General features: G+C 41.7%; 16 protein-coding genes, 1 pseudogene and 1 riboswitch. Of the genes and pseudogenes, 14 read left to right on the forward strand and 3 right to left on the reverse strand.

Annotated elements, in window-relative coordinates; all coding sequences use genetic code 11:
- The first annotated feature begins 98 nt into the window (after nucleotides 1-98).
- The 3 genes from QNH36_RS03405 to QNH36_RS03415 are packed head-to-tail and all read left to right on the forward strand — an operon-like array spanning nucleotide 99 to nucleotide 2,645.
- The gene (locus tag QNH36_RS03405) at nucleotides 99-884 is read left to right on the forward strand and encodes an ABC transporter ATP-binding protein (RefSeq protein ID WP_283904695.1); all 786 of its coding nucleotides are present in this window, start codon (nucleotides 99-101) and stop codon (nucleotides 882-884) included.
- 28 nt (nucleotides 885-912) lie between these two features.
- On the forward strand, nucleotides 913-1,878 hold the full coding sequence (locus tag QNH36_RS03410; protein ID WP_283904696.1) for an ABC transporter substrate-binding protein: 966 nt from the start codon (nucleotides 913-915) through the stop codon (nucleotides 1,876-1,878).
- A gap of 5 nt (nucleotides 1,879-1,883) precedes the next feature.
- Entirely contained in the window at nucleotides 1,884-2,645 is a 762-nt protein-coding gene (locus QNH36_RS03415; protein WP_395883498.1) for an ABC transporter permease, read from the forward strand.
- 45 nt (nucleotides 2,646-2,690) lie between these two features.
- Here the strand turns inward: QNH36_RS03415 and QNH36_RS03420 are convergent, their stop codons facing one another.
- Nucleotides 2,691-3,143 (reverse strand): winged helix-turn-helix transcriptional regulator, encoded by a 453-nt coding sequence (locus tag QNH36_RS03420; protein WP_144475431.1) that lies wholly within the window; start codon nucleotides 3,141-3,143, stop codon nucleotides 2,691-2,693.
- A gap of 154 nt (nucleotides 3,144-3,297) precedes the next feature.
- On the opposite strand from QNH36_RS03420, the gene QNH36_RS03425 reads away from it, so the two are divergent.
- The 8 genes and pseudogenes from QNH36_RS03425 (at nucleotide 3,298) to QNH36_RS03460 (ending at nucleotide 9,712) form a co-directional block, all read left to right on the forward strand.
- Complete coding sequence (locus QNH36_RS03425; protein WP_144475430.1) at nucleotides 3,298-3,825, forward strand: DUF4242 domain-containing protein; 528 nt, start codon at nucleotides 3,298-3,300, stop codon at nucleotides 3,823-3,825.
- 72 nt (nucleotides 3,826-3,897) lie between these two features.
- Nucleotides 3,898-4,935 carry an acyl-CoA dehydrogenase family protein gene (locus tag QNH36_RS03430; protein WP_144475563.1) on the forward strand — a complete coding sequence of 346 codons (1,038 nt, stop codon included), beginning with the start codon at nucleotides 3,898-3,900 and terminating at the stop codon, nucleotides 4,933-4,935.
- Between the two features lie 12 nt (nucleotides 4,936-4,947).
- Complete coding sequence (locus tag QNH36_RS03435) at nucleotides 4,948-5,199, forward strand: hypothetical protein (protein WP_144475429.1); 252 nt, start codon at nucleotides 4,948-4,950, stop codon at nucleotides 5,197-5,199.
- Nucleotides 5,200-5,216: 17 nt separating this feature from the next.
- The gene (locus QNH36_RS03440; RefSeq protein WP_144475428.1) at nucleotides 5,217-5,417 is read left to right on the forward strand and encodes a hypothetical protein; all 201 of its coding nucleotides are present in this window, start codon (nucleotides 5,217-5,219) and stop codon (nucleotides 5,415-5,417) included.
- A gap of 399 nt (nucleotides 5,418-5,816) precedes the next feature.
- Nucleotides 5,817-6,851 carry an ABC transporter permease gene (locus tag QNH36_RS03445; protein WP_283905367.1) on the forward strand — a complete coding sequence of 345 codons (1,035 nt, stop codon included), beginning with the start codon at nucleotides 5,817-5,819 and terminating at the stop codon, nucleotides 6,849-6,851.
- Nucleotide 6,852: 1 nt separating this feature from the next.
- On the forward strand, nucleotides 6,853-7,530 hold the full coding sequence (locus QNH36_RS03450) for an ABC transporter ATP-binding protein (RefSeq protein ID WP_283904697.1): 678 nt from the start codon (nucleotides 6,853-6,855) through the stop codon (nucleotides 7,528-7,530).
- A gap of 126 nt (nucleotides 7,531-7,656) precedes the next feature.
- Nucleotides 7,657-8,336 (forward strand): annotated as a pseudogene (locus QNH36_RS03455) (response regulator transcription factor).
- Nucleotides 8,333-9,712: a sensor histidine kinase gene (locus QNH36_RS03460; protein ID WP_283904698.1), complete on the forward strand. Its 1,380-nt coding sequence runs from the start codon at nucleotides 8,333-8,335 to the stop codon at nucleotides 9,710-9,712. The pseudogene QNH36_RS03455 and the gene QNH36_RS03460 overlap by 4 nt, the downstream one beginning before the upstream one ends.
- A 247-nt stretch (nucleotides 9,713-9,959) precedes the next feature.
- On the opposite strand, the gene QNH36_RS03465 is transcribed toward QNH36_RS03460, so the two are convergent.
- Nucleotides 9,960-10,541 carry a YdhK family protein gene (locus QNH36_RS03465; protein ID WP_251543461.1) on the reverse strand — a complete coding sequence of 194 codons (582 nt, stop codon included), beginning with the start codon at nucleotides 10,539-10,541 and terminating at the stop codon, nucleotides 9,960-9,962.
- Nucleotides 10,542-10,559: 18 nt separating this feature from the next.
- Nucleotides 10,560-10,877 carry an HAD family hydrolase gene (locus tag QNH36_RS03470; RefSeq protein WP_481825315.1) on the reverse strand — a complete coding sequence of 106 codons (318 nt, stop codon included), beginning with the start codon at nucleotides 10,875-10,877 and terminating at the stop codon, nucleotides 10,560-10,562.
- Nucleotides 10,878-11,411: 534 nt separating this feature from the next.
- Nucleotides 11,412-11,526, forward strand: a riboswitch (TPP riboswitch).
- Between the two features lie 170 nt (nucleotides 11,527-11,696).
- On the opposite strand from QNH36_RS03470, the gene thiC reads away from it, so the two are divergent.
- The 3 genes from thiC to glmS all read left to right on the forward strand — a co-directional run bounded on the left by thiC (nucleotide 11,697) and on the right by glmS (nucleotide 16,219).
- Nucleotides 11,697-13,442, forward strand: coding sequence for a phosphomethylpyrimidine synthase ThiC (thiC, locus tag QNH36_RS03475; RefSeq protein WP_283905368.1), 1,746 nt, complete (start codon nucleotides 11,697-11,699; stop codon nucleotides 13,440-13,442).
- 258 nt (nucleotides 13,443-13,700) lie between these two features.
- Entirely contained in the window at nucleotides 13,701-13,832 is a 132-nt protein-coding gene (locus QNH36_RS03480; RefSeq protein ID WP_283904699.1) for a hypothetical protein, read from the forward strand.
- A gap of 584 nt (nucleotides 13,833-14,416) precedes the next feature.
- Nucleotides 14,417-16,219 (forward strand): glutamine--fructose-6-phosphate transaminase (isomerizing), encoded by a 1,803-nt coding sequence (glmS, locus tag QNH36_RS03485; protein ID WP_283905369.1) that lies wholly within the window; start codon nucleotides 14,417-14,419, stop codon nucleotides 16,217-16,219.
- Nucleotides 16,220-16,301: the final 82 nt, after the last annotated feature.

The raw sequence follows: 16,301 nt of genomic DNA on the forward strand, positions 1-16,301 counted from the left end.
AACAAAGTATAATAAAATAACTTAAAGTTAATTCATACTAATTTTATAGGAATAATATAATTATTATAAAGTGTGTCAGGAAGGTGGGTGTAAGGAACGTGAGTCAGGGTCCGATCATTAAAGTGAATCAAGTAAGTAAAAGCTTTCCTAACAACAATAAGAGCATGAAGGTTCTGGACGATATTTCACTTGATATCAACCATGGGGAAACCGTTTCGATTTTGGGGGAGAGCGGATGTGGGAAAAGTACTTTATTGAACATCATCGGCGGCTTTGAAAACGTTGACTCTGGGCAAGTCGTATTAGAAGGAAAACCTGTGACCAGGCCGACACGCAAATGTGTCATGCTGTTCCAAAACTATGGTCTGCTCCCATGGAGATCTGCTGTAAAGAACATCGAACTTGGACTTGAGGGCTTGAACCTTCATGCAAAGGAGCGGAGGGAACGGGCCTTACATTATTTGGCGCTGGTGGGTTTAGAAGATAAAGGTGAGTTATTCCCCCATGAGGTTTCAGGCGGGATGAAGCAAAGAATTGCGATTGCAAGGGCTCTTGCACTGCAGCCTGAGATGATTCTCATGGATGAGCCGTTTGCAGCTCTGGACACGTTTAATCGCTACTATCTTCAAGACGAACTCCTTCGAATACAATCCCAGGAAAAAACGACCATTGCCCTTGTTACTCATGATATCGACGAAGCCATCTATTTGTCGGATCGCATTTTTATCATGCAAGCCAATCCAGGCAGGATTCACAAGGAAATCAACATCCACTTGTCCAAACCTCGTGATCGCAGCCACAGCGATTTTCAGCATTACCGAAAGATGATTTTTGAAGAATTCCATTTTAATCGTGCAAACTCATCGATTGAGTATCATATTTAACTATTTTAAAAGACAAAGGAGAATTTTAATGAAAAAGCCAATGCGTCAAGTCATCCTGCTTATGCTGGTTTCAATCCTCACCCTGTCATTAGCTGCATGCGGTTCCGGCAGCAAACAATCAACAGGAGATGGCGAGAAAAAAACGGTTAAGATTGGCTATCTGCCAATTACACACGCTGTCCCGCTTTATATTGAAAAAGAAATGCAAGAATACGAGAATTTCAATTTGGAACTTGTCAAATTCGGTTCCTGGCCAGAACTGATGGATGCATTGAATACAGGCCGAATAGATGGAGCTTCTGTTTTGGTTACATTAGCGATGAAGGCGAAGGAACAGGGGATTGATTTAAGTGCCGTCGCCTTGGGACACCGAGATGGAAATGTATTCGTCACAGCAAACGATATCAACAGTGCAGAAGATCTAAAAGGGAAAAATTTTGCGATTCCGCATAAATTTTCGACTCACAACATTTTGTTGTATCAGATGTTAAAGCAAAATGGGCTGAAATATGAGGATGTAAAGGCAGTTGAAATGCCGCCTGCAGAAATGCCGGCAGCTTTGGCAGAAGGAAGGATAGCCGGTTATGTAGTAGCAGAACCATTTGGTGCCATTTCCGTTTCCATTGATAAGGGCAAGGTCCTTTACCAGGATCAGGACGTTTGGAAAGACTCGATCGACTGCACTTTGGTGTTGCGTAATGATTTTATCAAAAAGGAAAATAAGATTGCGCAGGAATTTGTCGACCAGTATGTCAAGGCTGGTGATGTGGCCGAGTTAAAGGATGAAAAGACCCAGGATATGTCTTCAAAGTATATGAAAGTTGAGAAGGATGTGCTTGATCTCTCATTCCAATGGATCTCTTATGATGATTTGAAAATCAAGGAAGCGGAATTTGAGCAGCTTAGCGAAAATCTCATCGAAATGGGATTGATGGAAAACCCTCCAACTTACAGTGAATTTGTCGACCATTCTTTAATAGATAAAGCGAAGTGAAAATCATGAAACTCAGAACTATTTTGAATGCGGTCATAGGATTTTCCTTATTGATTGCAGTATGGCAATTGATCATTGTGATTGGCGATTACGATCAGGTCCTGTTTCCTCCCCCGATCAAGGTGTGGGAAGGGATCCTTTCCCTGATTCAAGACGGGACCCTGTTTACACATTTTCAGGTCAGTCTATACCGGTTCCTTGCAGGGTATTTATCCGCGGTCCTAGCAGCGGTCCTGCTTGGTTTGATTCTTGGGCGAATCCCATTACTATGGAATGTTCTTGACCCGGTAGCCCAGATTTTACGTCCAGTTTCTCCGATTGCGTGGTCACCTTTTATTGTCCTTTGGTTCGGAATAGGGGATATCCCGGCAATCGTCATTATCTTTATTGCTGCGTTTTTCCCTGTATTGCTGTCAACAGTTTCGGCCGTACGGAAAGTGGATCGGAATTATTTGAAGGTGGCTCAGAACCTAGAAATTAAGGGGTTCAAGCTATTGACGAAAATCATTTTCCCGGCAGCTTTCCCCTATATTGCGAATGGCCTTCATATTGCGGTTGGAACTGCCTGGATCTTTCTAGTGGCAGGCGAGATGGTCGGGGCGCAATCAGGGTTGGGATATTTGATCATTGATGCAAGAAACTCAATGAGACTTGACTTAGTAATGGCAGGCATTGTATTTATTGGGATTTCCGGGCTGCTCCTGGATAAAGCAGTGGGTGTATTTGAAGCCTGGATTAACCGGCAATGGGGGATAGGGAAAAATTAAACAGAAAAGACAGAGGGCATGATCGCTCTCTGTCTCAATGATGTTTTATTTGAGTCCAGTTGTGTCTACTTTTTCAAGCTCGATTGCTTCAACTTCATCAACATTTCTTTTGCAGTGGGGACAATAGTAGGCTAACTCCACTTCGTGCTTGCACTCTGTATGAATTAACTTCTTGTAGCATTTTTCAAGATTGTTCCTGCCCCACATGATCATGGCATTAAAAACTCCTTCGAGTTCTTTGCCGCTTTCTGTAAGCCTGTATTCATATCTTGGGGGATGTTCTGAATAAAGGGAAGAGATCACGAGTCCCGCCTGCTCCAAATGTTTTAAGCGGTCCGACAGTATATTGGATGAAATACCATTGAGTTCTTTCTTTATTTCATTGAAAGTGGTTCTTCCTGCTAAGATTTCGTGCAATACCAGTAAGGTCCACCGATCTCCAATGATATTCAAGGTCTGGGCGATATTGCATGGCAAATCATATTTAGATTCTCTCATAGATAAAACCTCCGAAGCTTGGTTAAATAAATCATATCATAAAAATTTTCAAACAACTAAGTTGTTTTTTATTACTTAGTATAATAAAATAATCTATAAGTAATACCAAGTAAACAGATTGGATATATACACATACACTAAGGAGGAATAAGGAATGGCAACTTTATATTTAGTGGAATCAATTTTTAACAGTGCAGTGAAAGATAAAGAGGCTTTTGAAAAGAAGGCCGGTGAGATCCGTGATGAGTTAGGCAAGCAAAATGCCACTTTAATTGAGGTCCAAGTGGCAAAGGATTTATCAAGGGCTTTCTTTATTCTTGAGGCGGAAGAGCGAAATGTCATCAATGAAGGTTTAAGAGCATTAGGAGTTCCTGTCACTCTAATCAAGCCTGTCCGTCTTGTCGGAAGGGATTTAGAGGAAGTAAAGAAACAGGCAGACAAAGTGAATTACCTTGTTGAATGGAACCTTCCAGAAAACCTGACAATGGATGCTTACCTAGAAAGGAAATCCAAGAATTCCGTTCACTATTCGGAAGTTCCTGAAGTCACATTCTCAAGGACCTATGTATGTGAAGATATGACAAAATGCCTTTGCTTCTATGATTCTCCAGATGAGTCTACAGTCAAGAAGGCTCGCGAAGCTGTTAAGGCGCCGATCGATACCATTACTGAATTGTCATAAGTGCGGAACCTCCTTTTCTGGAGGTTTTCTTTTTAAAACGGCATGAAAAGGGAGAGGGAAGCTTTGAAAGATATGACGAGTTTGGCGGTCTTAATCCAGGAACAGCTTAAGCCATTCGTGCGCAGGATTGACGCTGAAGCCTATTATGCGGAGGAATTTCTTAAAAGCATTGGCAAAGCTGGATTCTTGAATTCCGATACTGGGGTAGACTTTTCAACAGAAGTCCATGTGGTAGAAGAAGTATCTAAAGTCTGCATGACAACTGGTTTTAACCTTTGGTGCCACCTTGCATCATTAACTTATATCCGAAATAGTGATAATAGGTACTTAAAGGAAGAAATTTTACCTCAGTTGGAAAATGGCCAGCTTCTGGGCGGGACCGGGCTTTCCAATCCGATGAAGTATTATGCCGGGCTGGAAACATTGCATTTAAAAGCGACGAAAACGAATGAAGGATATAGGGTGAATGGGCAATTGCCTTCTGTTTCAAATCTGGGTAAGGACCATTGGTTCGGGATCATTGCAGAGGTTAGCCCCGATCAAAGAATGATGGCAGTAGTTCCTTGCCATGCAGAGGGACTTACTTTGAAAGCAAAGCTTGAGTATTTAGGCGTGAACGGCAGTGCCACTTATTCATGTGCATTCGATGAAGTGACAATTCCTGAGAAATGGGTTGTCTCGCATGATGTGGATACATTCATTGAAAAAATCAGGCCGGCCTTTGTCCTATATCAAATCCCGCTTGGTCTGGGTGTAACAGAGGCATCGATCGCTTCCATCCGTCAGGTTTGCAATAAGCAGGGAGGCTGCAATGACTATCTTTCCATTCAGCCTGATGATCTAGAAAAAGAATTAGAGCAAATCCGTAAAGAAACATATAAGCTTGCTGGCGGAGAGACTCTCTTGCAACAATGGAAAGACCTCCTTCAATTACGATTGCGTACTGCCTATCTAACTTCAAAAGCTGCTCATGGCAGCATGCTTCATCAAGGCGGAGCGGGTTATCTGAAGTACAGTGCGCCATCAAGAAGATTAAGAGAATCCTATTTTCTTGTTAATCTGACTCCTACGGTCAAGCATCTTGAAAAAATGCTCCATCAAGTTAAATAGGGCAGGCTGCTTTTGACAGTACAGCTTGTCGCTTATGTTAATGGACAGCATGTCCATCCTAACGGGTTCCCTTCTGATGGGGTAAAAGCAGCAGTTAAAAAACAGACTATTCCGCAGGAGACGGAGTGGTCTGTTTTATTTGATTTTAAGCCTGTTTTTTGTGAGATTTCGTGTGAGAAATTAGTAGCTATTTCAAATCGAAAAAGCAGTTTCAGGGAAAATAAAGTTGTATGTTCTATAGAAATAGAGAGTGGTACAATGTAAAAGAGGGAGTGATAGAGGTGGTAATTCAATCAACTATGTCTCCAAAAGCAATTGTTGAAGTGTGGGGAAACACAGAGAATACCTTTAAAAAATACAATGTCCCAATCTCTGAAAAAACACTGGGTACGCTGGTACAAGAGTCGGTTCTATCTGCCTTGTTATCAGAGCTCAATCTTGTTGTCGGCAGCTCAAGCGCTACTTGCATTGAAGGTGGCTGACAGATGCCAGCTAAAAAGGAGTAGGTTACTTCTTACAAACCGATATAGGTGGTAAAAGAGCATCGATGCATGCTCTTTTTTTTATTTTGAAAATGAAAATACCTGGCTATGCCCGCGTTTCCATAAAGACTTCAGCTCGGTAGAAAAAAACTTCCCCACGATACTAACATATTTTTAGGTTCGCTAACCAAAAATATAGCCCGAAGAATTTATGCTTTTTTAATTAAGTAAGAGCGAAACATGCAGGGGGAGAGTCATCTTATTCCTAATCAGGAAATCGATTTTTGGGGACACAATGTCCTTGTTAATCCAGGTCTTAAAATGTAACATCCCGTTCATCGTCCATTCATATAAGAGGTTTATTCTAAGGAAGTCAAAGAGAGAATGGAGGATGTAATGATGAACCTTGCCTGGAAAGAAATGAAGAAAAATAAAGTGAGATTTATAATATTAGGTTCGATTGTTTTTCTGGTTAGTTTGTTAACCTTTATTATTTCTGGTTTAGCAAATGGATTGTCGCAGGATAATGCGTCCTTAATCAAAGATTTACCAGACGGGTATTTTTACATGAATGCAGAGGCGGATGAAACCTTTAATCTGTCTAAAATAGATAGCAATGTTCAGGAAAAGTTACTGAACGATCAGAAAGATGCTATGGCACTTTCGATCCAAATGGGCTTTTTGAATGATGAGCAGGGAAAACAGCAAAGCGTGGCTTTTGTAACTTCAACCAAATCAAACTTATTTAAGGATATCAAAGCCGGCGAAGTTTGGTTGGATCGTTCAATGGAGGATAAGGGAATAAAAGTTGGGGATACGTTGACGAACAATCAATTCAGTGGCGAGTTTATTGTAAAAGGTTTTGTTGAACAAACGAAGTTCAGCCATGCACCTGTTGCTTTCATTAATATAGAGAACTACAAAGAAATGTATCGAGTAGAGGAAATGCAATTAGTATTCGCACCTGGTGAGGATCAAGCAGAAGAAGTGAATGGTTTGCAGTCATTTTCTAAGAAAGAATTCCTCAATAGTATTCCAAGTTATAATGCGGAACAAATGTCTCTTAACATGATTGTCTGGTTCTTAGTCGTAATCAGTGGAATGCTGTTCGCGATCTTCTTCTATATGATGAATGTTCAAAAGATTGGCTTGTACGGCATCTTAAAAGCAATCGGCCTGAAAACTAGTAAGTTATTCAGAATGATGTGGGCACAAATGATTTTTATTACAGGAACGTCACTTGTTTTGTCTATTGCATTCAGCCAAATCTTCAATATGATTGCACCAAAAGAGATGCCTTTCAGTTTGCCAATCGAGACAATAGCACAATTGTCTGTAGTATTTTTGATCATCGGATTTGTCGGAGCTACATTGTCTGGTATTCAAATTAAAAAAGTCGAACCACTACACGCGATACAACAAGGAGAGGTGTAAAATGGCATTATTTCAAATTGATGAAGTGAGAAAGACGTTTACGAATGGGGAAGTCGAAGAAGAAATACTAAAAGGAATCAACCTCTCACTTAAAGAAGGAGAAATAATCGCCTTAGTGGGTGCATCCGGTTCTGGTAAAAGTACGCTGCTTACAATTGCTGCTGGCCTCCAGCCTACATCGGAAGGACATGTTATTTTTGAAGGCGAAAATTTGACGGACATGAGTCCAGAGCAGGTCAGAAAAATAAGGGCAAGTAAATTCGGTTTTGTCTTTCAATTTGCACACCTTGTCCCGTTCCTGACCGTTGAAGAACAACTCATGCTGATGTTAGATGTTTCGGAAGCAAAGTTAGAGAAACGGGAACAAAAAAGAGAAATTAAACGGATTCTGGAATTGGTGGGAATGGAACATCGGAAAAATGCTTATCCATCTTCCTTATCAGGCGGGGAAAAACAGAGGGTGGCAATTGCCCGTGCCATCATTCATAAGCCTAAAGTTCTTTTTGCAGACGAACCAACTGCAAGCCTGGATTCAAAGAGATCTAAAGATATCATGACATTAATCAGAGATTTAACCAAGACATTAAATATTACTACCTTAATGGTCACTCATGATGAGGAAATGCTTCGTTACGCTGACCACATCATTAAAATGAGTGATGGCCAAATTGCAAAATGAGAAAAGCAGTATTTTATCACAAAAAACAGCCCAGGCTTATTGCGCCAGGCTATTTTTTGTTTGAATCATAGCTTATTGTGACGAAATAAAAGTGGACGGCAACTTTTTACCCAAGGAGATCTGAATATGGCGAATATCTTGATTGTTGACGACGATGTGAATGTCTTAACGTTTTTAACTATCCATTTATCTGAACAGGGTTATACAGTATACAAGGCAAAGGAAGGACTCGAAGCGCTGAACATTCTTAATAAGGAAGTATGTGATCTGGCCGTTGTTGATGTGATGATGCCTTTTATGGATGGCTATACATTGACTGAAAAAATTCGAAGCCAGTTTAATATTCCAGTGATCCTGTTAACGGCTAAAAGTCAAATTGAGGATAAAGAGCAAGGATTCCGGGCAGGTACGGATGATTACCTGGTTAAACCTTTCGAACCGAAGGAGTTAAGTTTCCGGATTAAAGCTCTGCTGCGCCGATATGATCATAAAACAGATGAATCCATCCTCCGCATCGGCAGTACAATGATCAACAAACAAAGCTATGAAGTAACAATCGGAAAACGGACAATCTTCTTCCTTTAAAGGAGTTTGAACTTTTGTATTTTCTCATGTCCAAACCGATGCAGGTGTTTACCAGGGACCATTTGATTGAACATATCTGGGGTTTGGATTATGAAGGTGATGAGCGGACGGTTGATGTGCATATAAAAAGGTTAAGAGAGCGCTTTTCTAAACTGACAGATGACTTTCAAATAAAAACAGTCCGTGGTGTCGGCTATTCACTGGAGGCTAAGCGCCAATGAAATCTCTTTATGTGAAGTTTGTTGTCATTACGATCGGAATCATGGTTTTTAGCAGTATCCTGGCCTTTATCGTATCCAATGCTTATTACCAGCAAAATTTGAAGCCGCAGAACGATCAAAAAATCACAAAGATTGCTCATTCGATTGCCAGGTACACGTACGAGCATCCTGATGCCAACCTGAACGAGTACCTGGGGAATATTTCTGATATTGGCTATCAGATTTACTTGGTTGACCATTCTGGGGAAGAATCTTTCTTTGGCTCATCGTTCAGGGACAAAAGTCTTTCAGCCTCAACGAAAGAGTCCGTATTAAACGGCAATGATTATCATGGTATTCTTCATTTTCCGCAAAAAACGTTTGTAACGGGCTTTTTTGCAAATGAATTAAAGAATACAATCGGTGTTCCGTTAACACATAATGGAGTGAATTATGCTCTTTTCGTCAGGCCTGATATCAAATTTCTTTTTAATGAGATGCATCTTTTATTTGGATGGATGCTTTTAATCACGATTATGTTAAGTATCGTCATCGTACTGGTCAGTACCAAGTATTTGGTCAAACCTATTTCGAAACTAACAACTGCCACAAAATCACTCTCGAATGGCGACTTTAATGTTGAACTCGAGATCACTCGCCATGATGAATTAGGAGAACTTTCACATAGTTTTTTACGGATGGCAAGAAGATTGGAGCAAATGGAAGACATGAGAAAGGAGTTCATCTCGAACATTTCGCATGATATCCAGTCCCCTCTTTCCAATATAAAAGCATATACAAATCTATTGGAAAATAAGTCAGTCAGTGCAGAAGAAAGAGGCCATTACTTTTCGATTATTAATGGTGAAATCAGAAGACTGTCTACTTTAACCAAACAACTATTAATCCTTGCCTCGTTAGATCGTAATGAGGATATATTGAAAAAAAGACGTTATAATGTGGGCCAGCAAATTAAGGAATTGCTGCGAAATTATCAATGGCTGGTAAATGAAAAAAATATTATGCTCAGCTACACCTTACCAGACATTGAAATCAACGGAGACCCTTCTCTCCTGAATACTGTTTGGGATAATTTATTGACGAATGCCATCAAATATAATCAATCTGGCGGCAGTATCGACATATCGATTGAAGAAAAAGGGGAAATGATCGCAGTAATCTTTGAAGATACAGGAATAGGATTGAGCAAAACAGAAATAGAGAGGATCTTTGATCGCTTTTATCGGGCAGATACATCAAGAACAAGGACAACCGAGGGAACAGGACTTGGGCTTTCGATTGTCTGGACTGTTGTCAAGCTGCATGATGGCCATATTAAAGTAGATAGTAAAGATCATGAAGGAAGTACTTTTATTATCGAGTTGCCAAGTAACTAAGAAACCCAATACTGTGTCATTTATTGTGGTATTGGAAGGGAGAATCACATGCCTGCATTAAAGTTATTTTTGCTGCAGGAGGATTACAATAATTTATCGGAGCAGATGCGTTAATCTCATGCCTTTTTGCCTTTTTTAGGAATGCACCCGTGTTGTTGGACTTCCTGGATTCAGGCATATGTAAAAAAATCCCCTCTTAATGGAAAGTACCTGGCCATTAAGAGAGGGATTTTTTGTTATTGAAAATTTATTTCTGCGGCGATAGTTCACTTTCTATGACCCATTTATGGTTTTTTACTTCTTTACCTGTTTCAGTATTTTTGAAATCTACCATATAAACCGTTGTTTCTTCGGCTGAATCAATTACAGCAGTGGCTCCATTCATCCCCTTCATATGGTCTGCATTCAATTTGACTTCATCGCCAGGCTTGAATGGTTCTTTGCCTGCGTTCTCAATTTCTTCATGAATGACCCATTTATGGTCCTCTACGCGTTCACCACCATTTGTAGGAGTATAGGAAACCGAATAAACTGTTGTATTATAGGCTCCTGCAATGGTTGCAACTGCCCCGTCCATTCCCTTCATATGTTTTGCGTGCATGACAGCTTGGCTCCCAACCGGGTAGGTTGGATTTTCCGCAACTTCTAGTTCTTCGGGAACCTCACCTGAACTTGAATGATCCATTTCCATATGTTCATTGGATTCTTCCGTTTTTTTATCTGCGTTATTTTCAGGTGGAGCTGAAGTGTTGTTGTTTCCGTTACAAGCAGATAAAACGAGAGCCATAATCAGAGTGATTATAATGGACAAAAATTTATTGGATTTCATTAAAAATCATCCTTTCTTCTATTTGGATTTTTTAATCAATACAATTCCCTTTGCAATAGGATGGTTCGATTGGGTTTCAACTGAATATGCCAGGGTTAAAAGTTCTTCCTCACTTATTCCCTGGACAGGAAAAATATCTGTTACTCCGAAGTTTCCCTCGGTTAGTGTCCCCGTGTTATCAAAAACAATCCGAACTCCTTTATATGTCCCTTCGGATGCCACTCTATTAGGAATTAACAATCCCTTTTTCGCTGCTATGGCGGTTGACCGTGATGTTACTAAAGGACCCGCCAAACCAAGTGCATGGGGGCAAGCGATAATTAAAACAGTAACCATTCGTTCCAAAGCAAATTCGAAATCACCTGTGGCAGCCCAATAGGCAAGTGTAATGATACCCGCAAGAACTGCTGCGCAAAATAGCCATTTATGCCATTGTGGTTCCTCCTTTCAGAAGTATCAAAGTTAACCATTATTTTTCCGAAAACAATGTCCTAATCGCGTGATAAGCATTCGATATTTTTATACCCTACACCCCTATCGTAAAACTTATTTTTTATATGGCTTTCTAACAGAAGAGGTACTGTATGAACTTGAAATGAGGGATTTTTTAAAAATGATTAATAACATAAGTCAACCAGCCTTTACGAAGCTGTGTTAATCGTCTTCATGTTTTTAGAATAATGATAGAATTTCATGTAATTATTTGTACTCTCTAAGGAAGAGGGAGAATTTGGTCGGTATTTGTCTAAGGGCTTCTTTAGCTAAACTCCTTGAAAGTGTGTTCTATTGTCCATATAGGCAATAAGCACTCTATTGCTTAAAAAACTTTTCTTTATTTTTCGTATTGTGTATACTCGAAGGGAACTGAATAGCAATAACTAGGGGTGCCCAATAGCTTGGGCTGAGAAAGGGACGCGTTAAAGTTCCTTGACTCTTTGGACCTGATCTGGATCATACCAGCGTGGGGAAGTTGACAAGTGCACAGTCTTTTTGTGCAGAGACATTCGCGGTTAAAGCCGGTCCATCTTTATGTGGGCCGGCTTTTTTACATACTAGGGAACTTCCCAGGTGCCAGATCTCGTCCCTCAATTTTAAAAAAGGGAGAGATGATCAGTGAAAACAGCAAAATCATTAAACCAGGACAGCATTTCGATTATGGCAAGCTTCTCTGGGAGCAAAAAAGTCTATGTGGAGGGCTCGCAGCCTGATATTAGGGTTCCGATGCGAGAGATTGAATTAAGTCCGACCAGCGGATCTTTTGGAGAGGAAACCAATGAGCCGGTTCGCGTATATGATACGAGCGGTCCCTATACGGATCCTGCTTATACACCCGATCTTAGAAAGGGTCTTCCTCCACTGAGGAGCAGGTGGATTCAGAGACGAGGGGATGTTGAAGCGTATGAGGGCCGGAAAATAAAGCCCGAGGACAATGGATACTCAAGTGAGCATGACCCGCGGGCAAATGATAAGGTTTTTCCGGACCTATCGCGTAAGCCATTGAGGGCGAAGGAAGGGAAGAATGTTACCCAGCTGCATTATGCCAAAAAGGGAATCATTACGCCGGAGATGGAGTTCATAGCGATACGGGAGAATATGGACCCGGAATTTGTGAGATCTGAAGTGGCAAGGGGCAGGGCCATCATTCCTTCCAATATCAATCATCCTGAGACTGAACCCATGATTATCGGCAGGAACTTTCATGTCAAAATAAATGCGAACATTGGGAACTCGGCCGTCTCCTCGTCCATTGAGGAAGAAGTGGAAAAAATGACGTGGGCTACCCGATGGGGTGCAGATACAATCATGGATTTGTCTACAGGAAAAAACATTCATACGACACGCGAATGGATTATCCGGAATTCAGCTGTTCCGGTTGGCACTGTTCCGATTTACCAGGCGCTTGAAAAAGTGAATGGCATTGCTGAGGACCTTAGCTGGGAAGTGTTCAAAGATACCCTGATTGAACAAGCTGAGCAAGGGGTTGACTACTTTACCATCCATGCAGGCGTCTTGTTGCGGTATGTTCCGCTGACTGCCAGACGATTGACCGGAATTGTCTCAAGAGGCGGTTCGATCATGGCACAATGGTGCCTTCATCACCATAAAGAAAACTTCCTTTATACACACTTTGAAGAAATCTGCGAAATCATGAAGGCATATGATGTGGCCTTCTCTCTGGGAGATGGTTTGCGCCCGGGATCGATTGCTGATGCCAATGACGAGGCCCAATTTGCTGAGCTCAAAACACTTGGGGAGTTGACGAAGCTTGCGTGGAAGCATGATGTACAGGTAATGGTTGAGGGACCCGGGCATGTTCCGATGCATTTAATCAAGGAGAACATGGATAAGCAGCTGGAGATTTGCCAGGAAGCTCCATTTTATACACTAGGACCGCTAACCACTGACATCGCGCCGGGATATGACCACATTACATCTGCGATCGGAGCTGCGATGATCGGCTGGTACGGTACAGCTATGCTCTGTTACGTAACGCCAAAGGAACATTTGGGACTGCCGAACAAAGACGATGTGCGTGAGGGTGTGATCACCTACAAAATTGCCGCCCATGCCGCTGATCTGGCAAAGGGCCATCCTGGAGCGCAAAAAAGGGACGATGCCCTGTCGAAAGCCCGTTTTGAATTCCGTTGGAGAGATCAGTTCAATCTTTCATTGGATCCTGAACGCGCATTGGAATACCACGACGAAACATTGCCGGCTGAAGGTGCAAAAACTGCTCACTTCTGTTCTATGTGCGGACCTAAATTCTGCAGCATGAGAATCTCCCATGATATCCGGAACTATGCAAAAGAGCATAAGCTAGAGCCGGAGGACGCAATCAAGAGGGGACTTGTTGAAAAAGCAGAGGAATTTAAAAAAGCCGGAGGAAAGCTTTATCAATAAGAACTGATTAAAAAGGCGAGCCGCTTTCTATTTTTATCTAGTAATCTCTTAAGTCCGTCTTTTTGCGCCTATTTTCACACCTTTAAGTCGATGAATACATCGTTCAGGTAACTTTTTCCCAAACTCATGGAATGGTCATTTAGCATTTTTTACAGGTTTAATTGATTAGTAATTCCGTATGCGAAGGGGATAAATTGTCTATTAAGAGCCATTTCACTTTCTCTGTTGCGTTTCAATCATAAACTGGGGCCAGCGTGAATGTCACGATTAGTGTTGGGCCTCGGTAAGGAAAACTTCTTCAAAGCAGCAGATGACAGCTTGTATCAAGCGAAAAGGAACGGCAAGAATCAAACCATAATCGCGGAAATATCCAAAAAAGAACCTGTGTAGACGACTCGAAACGGAGTCAATTACACAGGTATTTTTGTACATCATGTTTCTTTAATGAGGGTCGGGGAATACATTACACTTAAGGGTGTGAGACTACAGAACCGTCCCTCTGTCTAAAAGAAAATGATCTTCTTTTCACGTCTGCCAGCTTCATTTTACTCTATATGGTTGAAGCTGTAGGTTAAGTCCTGCTGCCTTAGGGAGCAGGAGTATGATGACATAACTTGTCACACTACTCTATAGTGGCTGTGCCAGGAATTATGAAAATTGACGAATTAATGAACTGCATTGTAGGAAGTCAGGCTATCGGGTAGTATTAAGATGTTCTTTTACATCATATAAAGAAAGGTGGGTTGTGAAGGTTTGAGAATGTGAAAGCGCCTGGACTAACCCTGGGAGTGGGTTAGTTGACGAGGAAGAGGTTTATCGAACGTTCGGCGGATGCCTCTCGGTTGGTTCGCACAGCCGAAATTTCTTCTTTAAAACAAGGGGGCAACCCTTTGGACAAAGAGAAGGATATGCGAAACATTACAGGGGCAGAAAAGCCCTTAAAGCGTTCTGCTCCTTCATTGGAGGATACAAACATGTGCGGAATTGTAGGATATATTGGGAATAAAGATACGAAGGAAATTTTATTGAAGGGTCTCGAGAAGCTTGAATACAGGGGATATGACTCCGCCGGAATTGCTGTCATGAATGGCGAGGGTGTTCATGTTTTTAAGGAAAAGGGCCGGATTGCTGATTTAAGAGCGATCGTAGATGAGAATATTGACGCTTCCATGGGGATTGGCCATACTCGCTGGGCGACACATGGTGTGCCGAGTAAAGTGAATTCGCATCCCCATCAAAGCGCTGAAGGGCGTTTTACACTTGTTCATAACGGAGTCATTGAGAATTACGATTTGTTGAAGCGTGAGTATTTGAGTGATGTTCCTTTTGCCAGTGAAACGGACACCGAAGTGATTGTGCAGTTGATGGAACGTTTTGTTTCGGAAGGACAGGAGGTTTTAACAGCCTTCCAGAAAACGCTTGATCTGCTTCAAGGATCCTATGCGCTTGCACTGATCGATAATGAGGACGATGAAACGATTTATGTCGCAAAGAATAAAAGCCCGTTACTCGTTGGATTAGGCGATGACTTCAATGTGGTTGCCAGCGATGCTATGGCGATGATCCAGGTTACGAACAGATATGTGGAAATTATGGATAAAGAAGTGGTCATTGTAAAAGCTGATCAAGTGCGGATTCAGGATCGAAATGGAGAAAGCATTGAACGAGAACCTTATCTCGCGGAAATTGATGCGACGGATATCGAGAAAGGTACGTATCCGCATTACATGTTAAAGGAAATTGATGAACAGCCTTTGGTGATGAGGAAGATTATCCAGACTTATCAAAATGAAGAGGGAAAGTTAACGATTGAACCCAACATTGTAAATGCAGTGAATGATTCGGATCGTATTTATATTATTGCTGCGGGGACATCGTATCATGCCGGACTGGTAGGAAAGCAATTCATTGAGACGATTGCTAAAAAGCCGGTTGAAGTCCATATTGCCAGCGAATTTGTCTATAATATGCCTTTGCTGTCTGCAAAGCCGTTGTTCATCTTTATTTCCCAAAGCGGGGAAACAGCTGACAGCCGCGCTGTGCTTGTAAAAGTGAAAGAATTAGGTTACCCTGCATTAACGATAACGAACGTTGCGGGATCAACTTTATCACGCGAAGCGGATTTTACCTTGCTCCTGCATGCAGGCCCTGAAATTGCTGTCGCTTCTTCCAAAGCGTATACAGCACAGCTTGCTGTTCTGGCCATCTTAGCGGATGTTTCCGCGCAGAGCCGTCAAATTCCAGTTAAGTTTGAGCTTTTAAGAGAACTTGGGATCATCGCGAATGCTATGGAAGTCCTTTGCGATTCCAAGGAAATTTTCGAACAAATCGCGACTGAGTTCTTGTCAGTAACACCTAATTGCTTCTTCATTGGCCGGGGCGTCGACTATTTTGTCGGTATGGAAGGAGCCCTGAAGCTGAAGGAAATTTCCTATATTCAGGCTGAAGGCTTTGCCGGTGGAGAATTAAAGCATGGAACCATTGCCTTGATTGAAGAAGGCACTCCAATCATTGCCCTGGCAACCCAGGAGAGTGTGAATTTAAGTATCCGCGGGAATGTCAAAGAAGTGGCAGCGCGAGGAGCAAACCCTTGTATCATCTCCATGAAGGGGCTGAATATGGATGAAGACAGCTTTGTCATCCCGAAAGTACATGAGGTGCTTACTCCGCTTATTTCAGTCATTCCACTGCAATTGATTGCTTACTACGCAGCTCTTCACAGGGGATGCGATGTTGATAAACCGCGCAATCTAGCCAAATCGGTGACGGTTGAATAATGATCATAAAGGACCAAAAAGCCATTCTTTGAATTAGGCTTTTTGGTCCCTTTTTAATTTTGTCAACAATCCTTTTGCCAAA

The sequence above is a fragment of the Mesobacillus sp. AQ2 genome, from assembly GCF_030122805.1.
GTDB classification, from domain to species: Bacteria; Bacillota; Bacilli; order Bacillales; family Cytobacillaceae; genus Mesobacillus; species Mesobacillus oceanisediminis_A.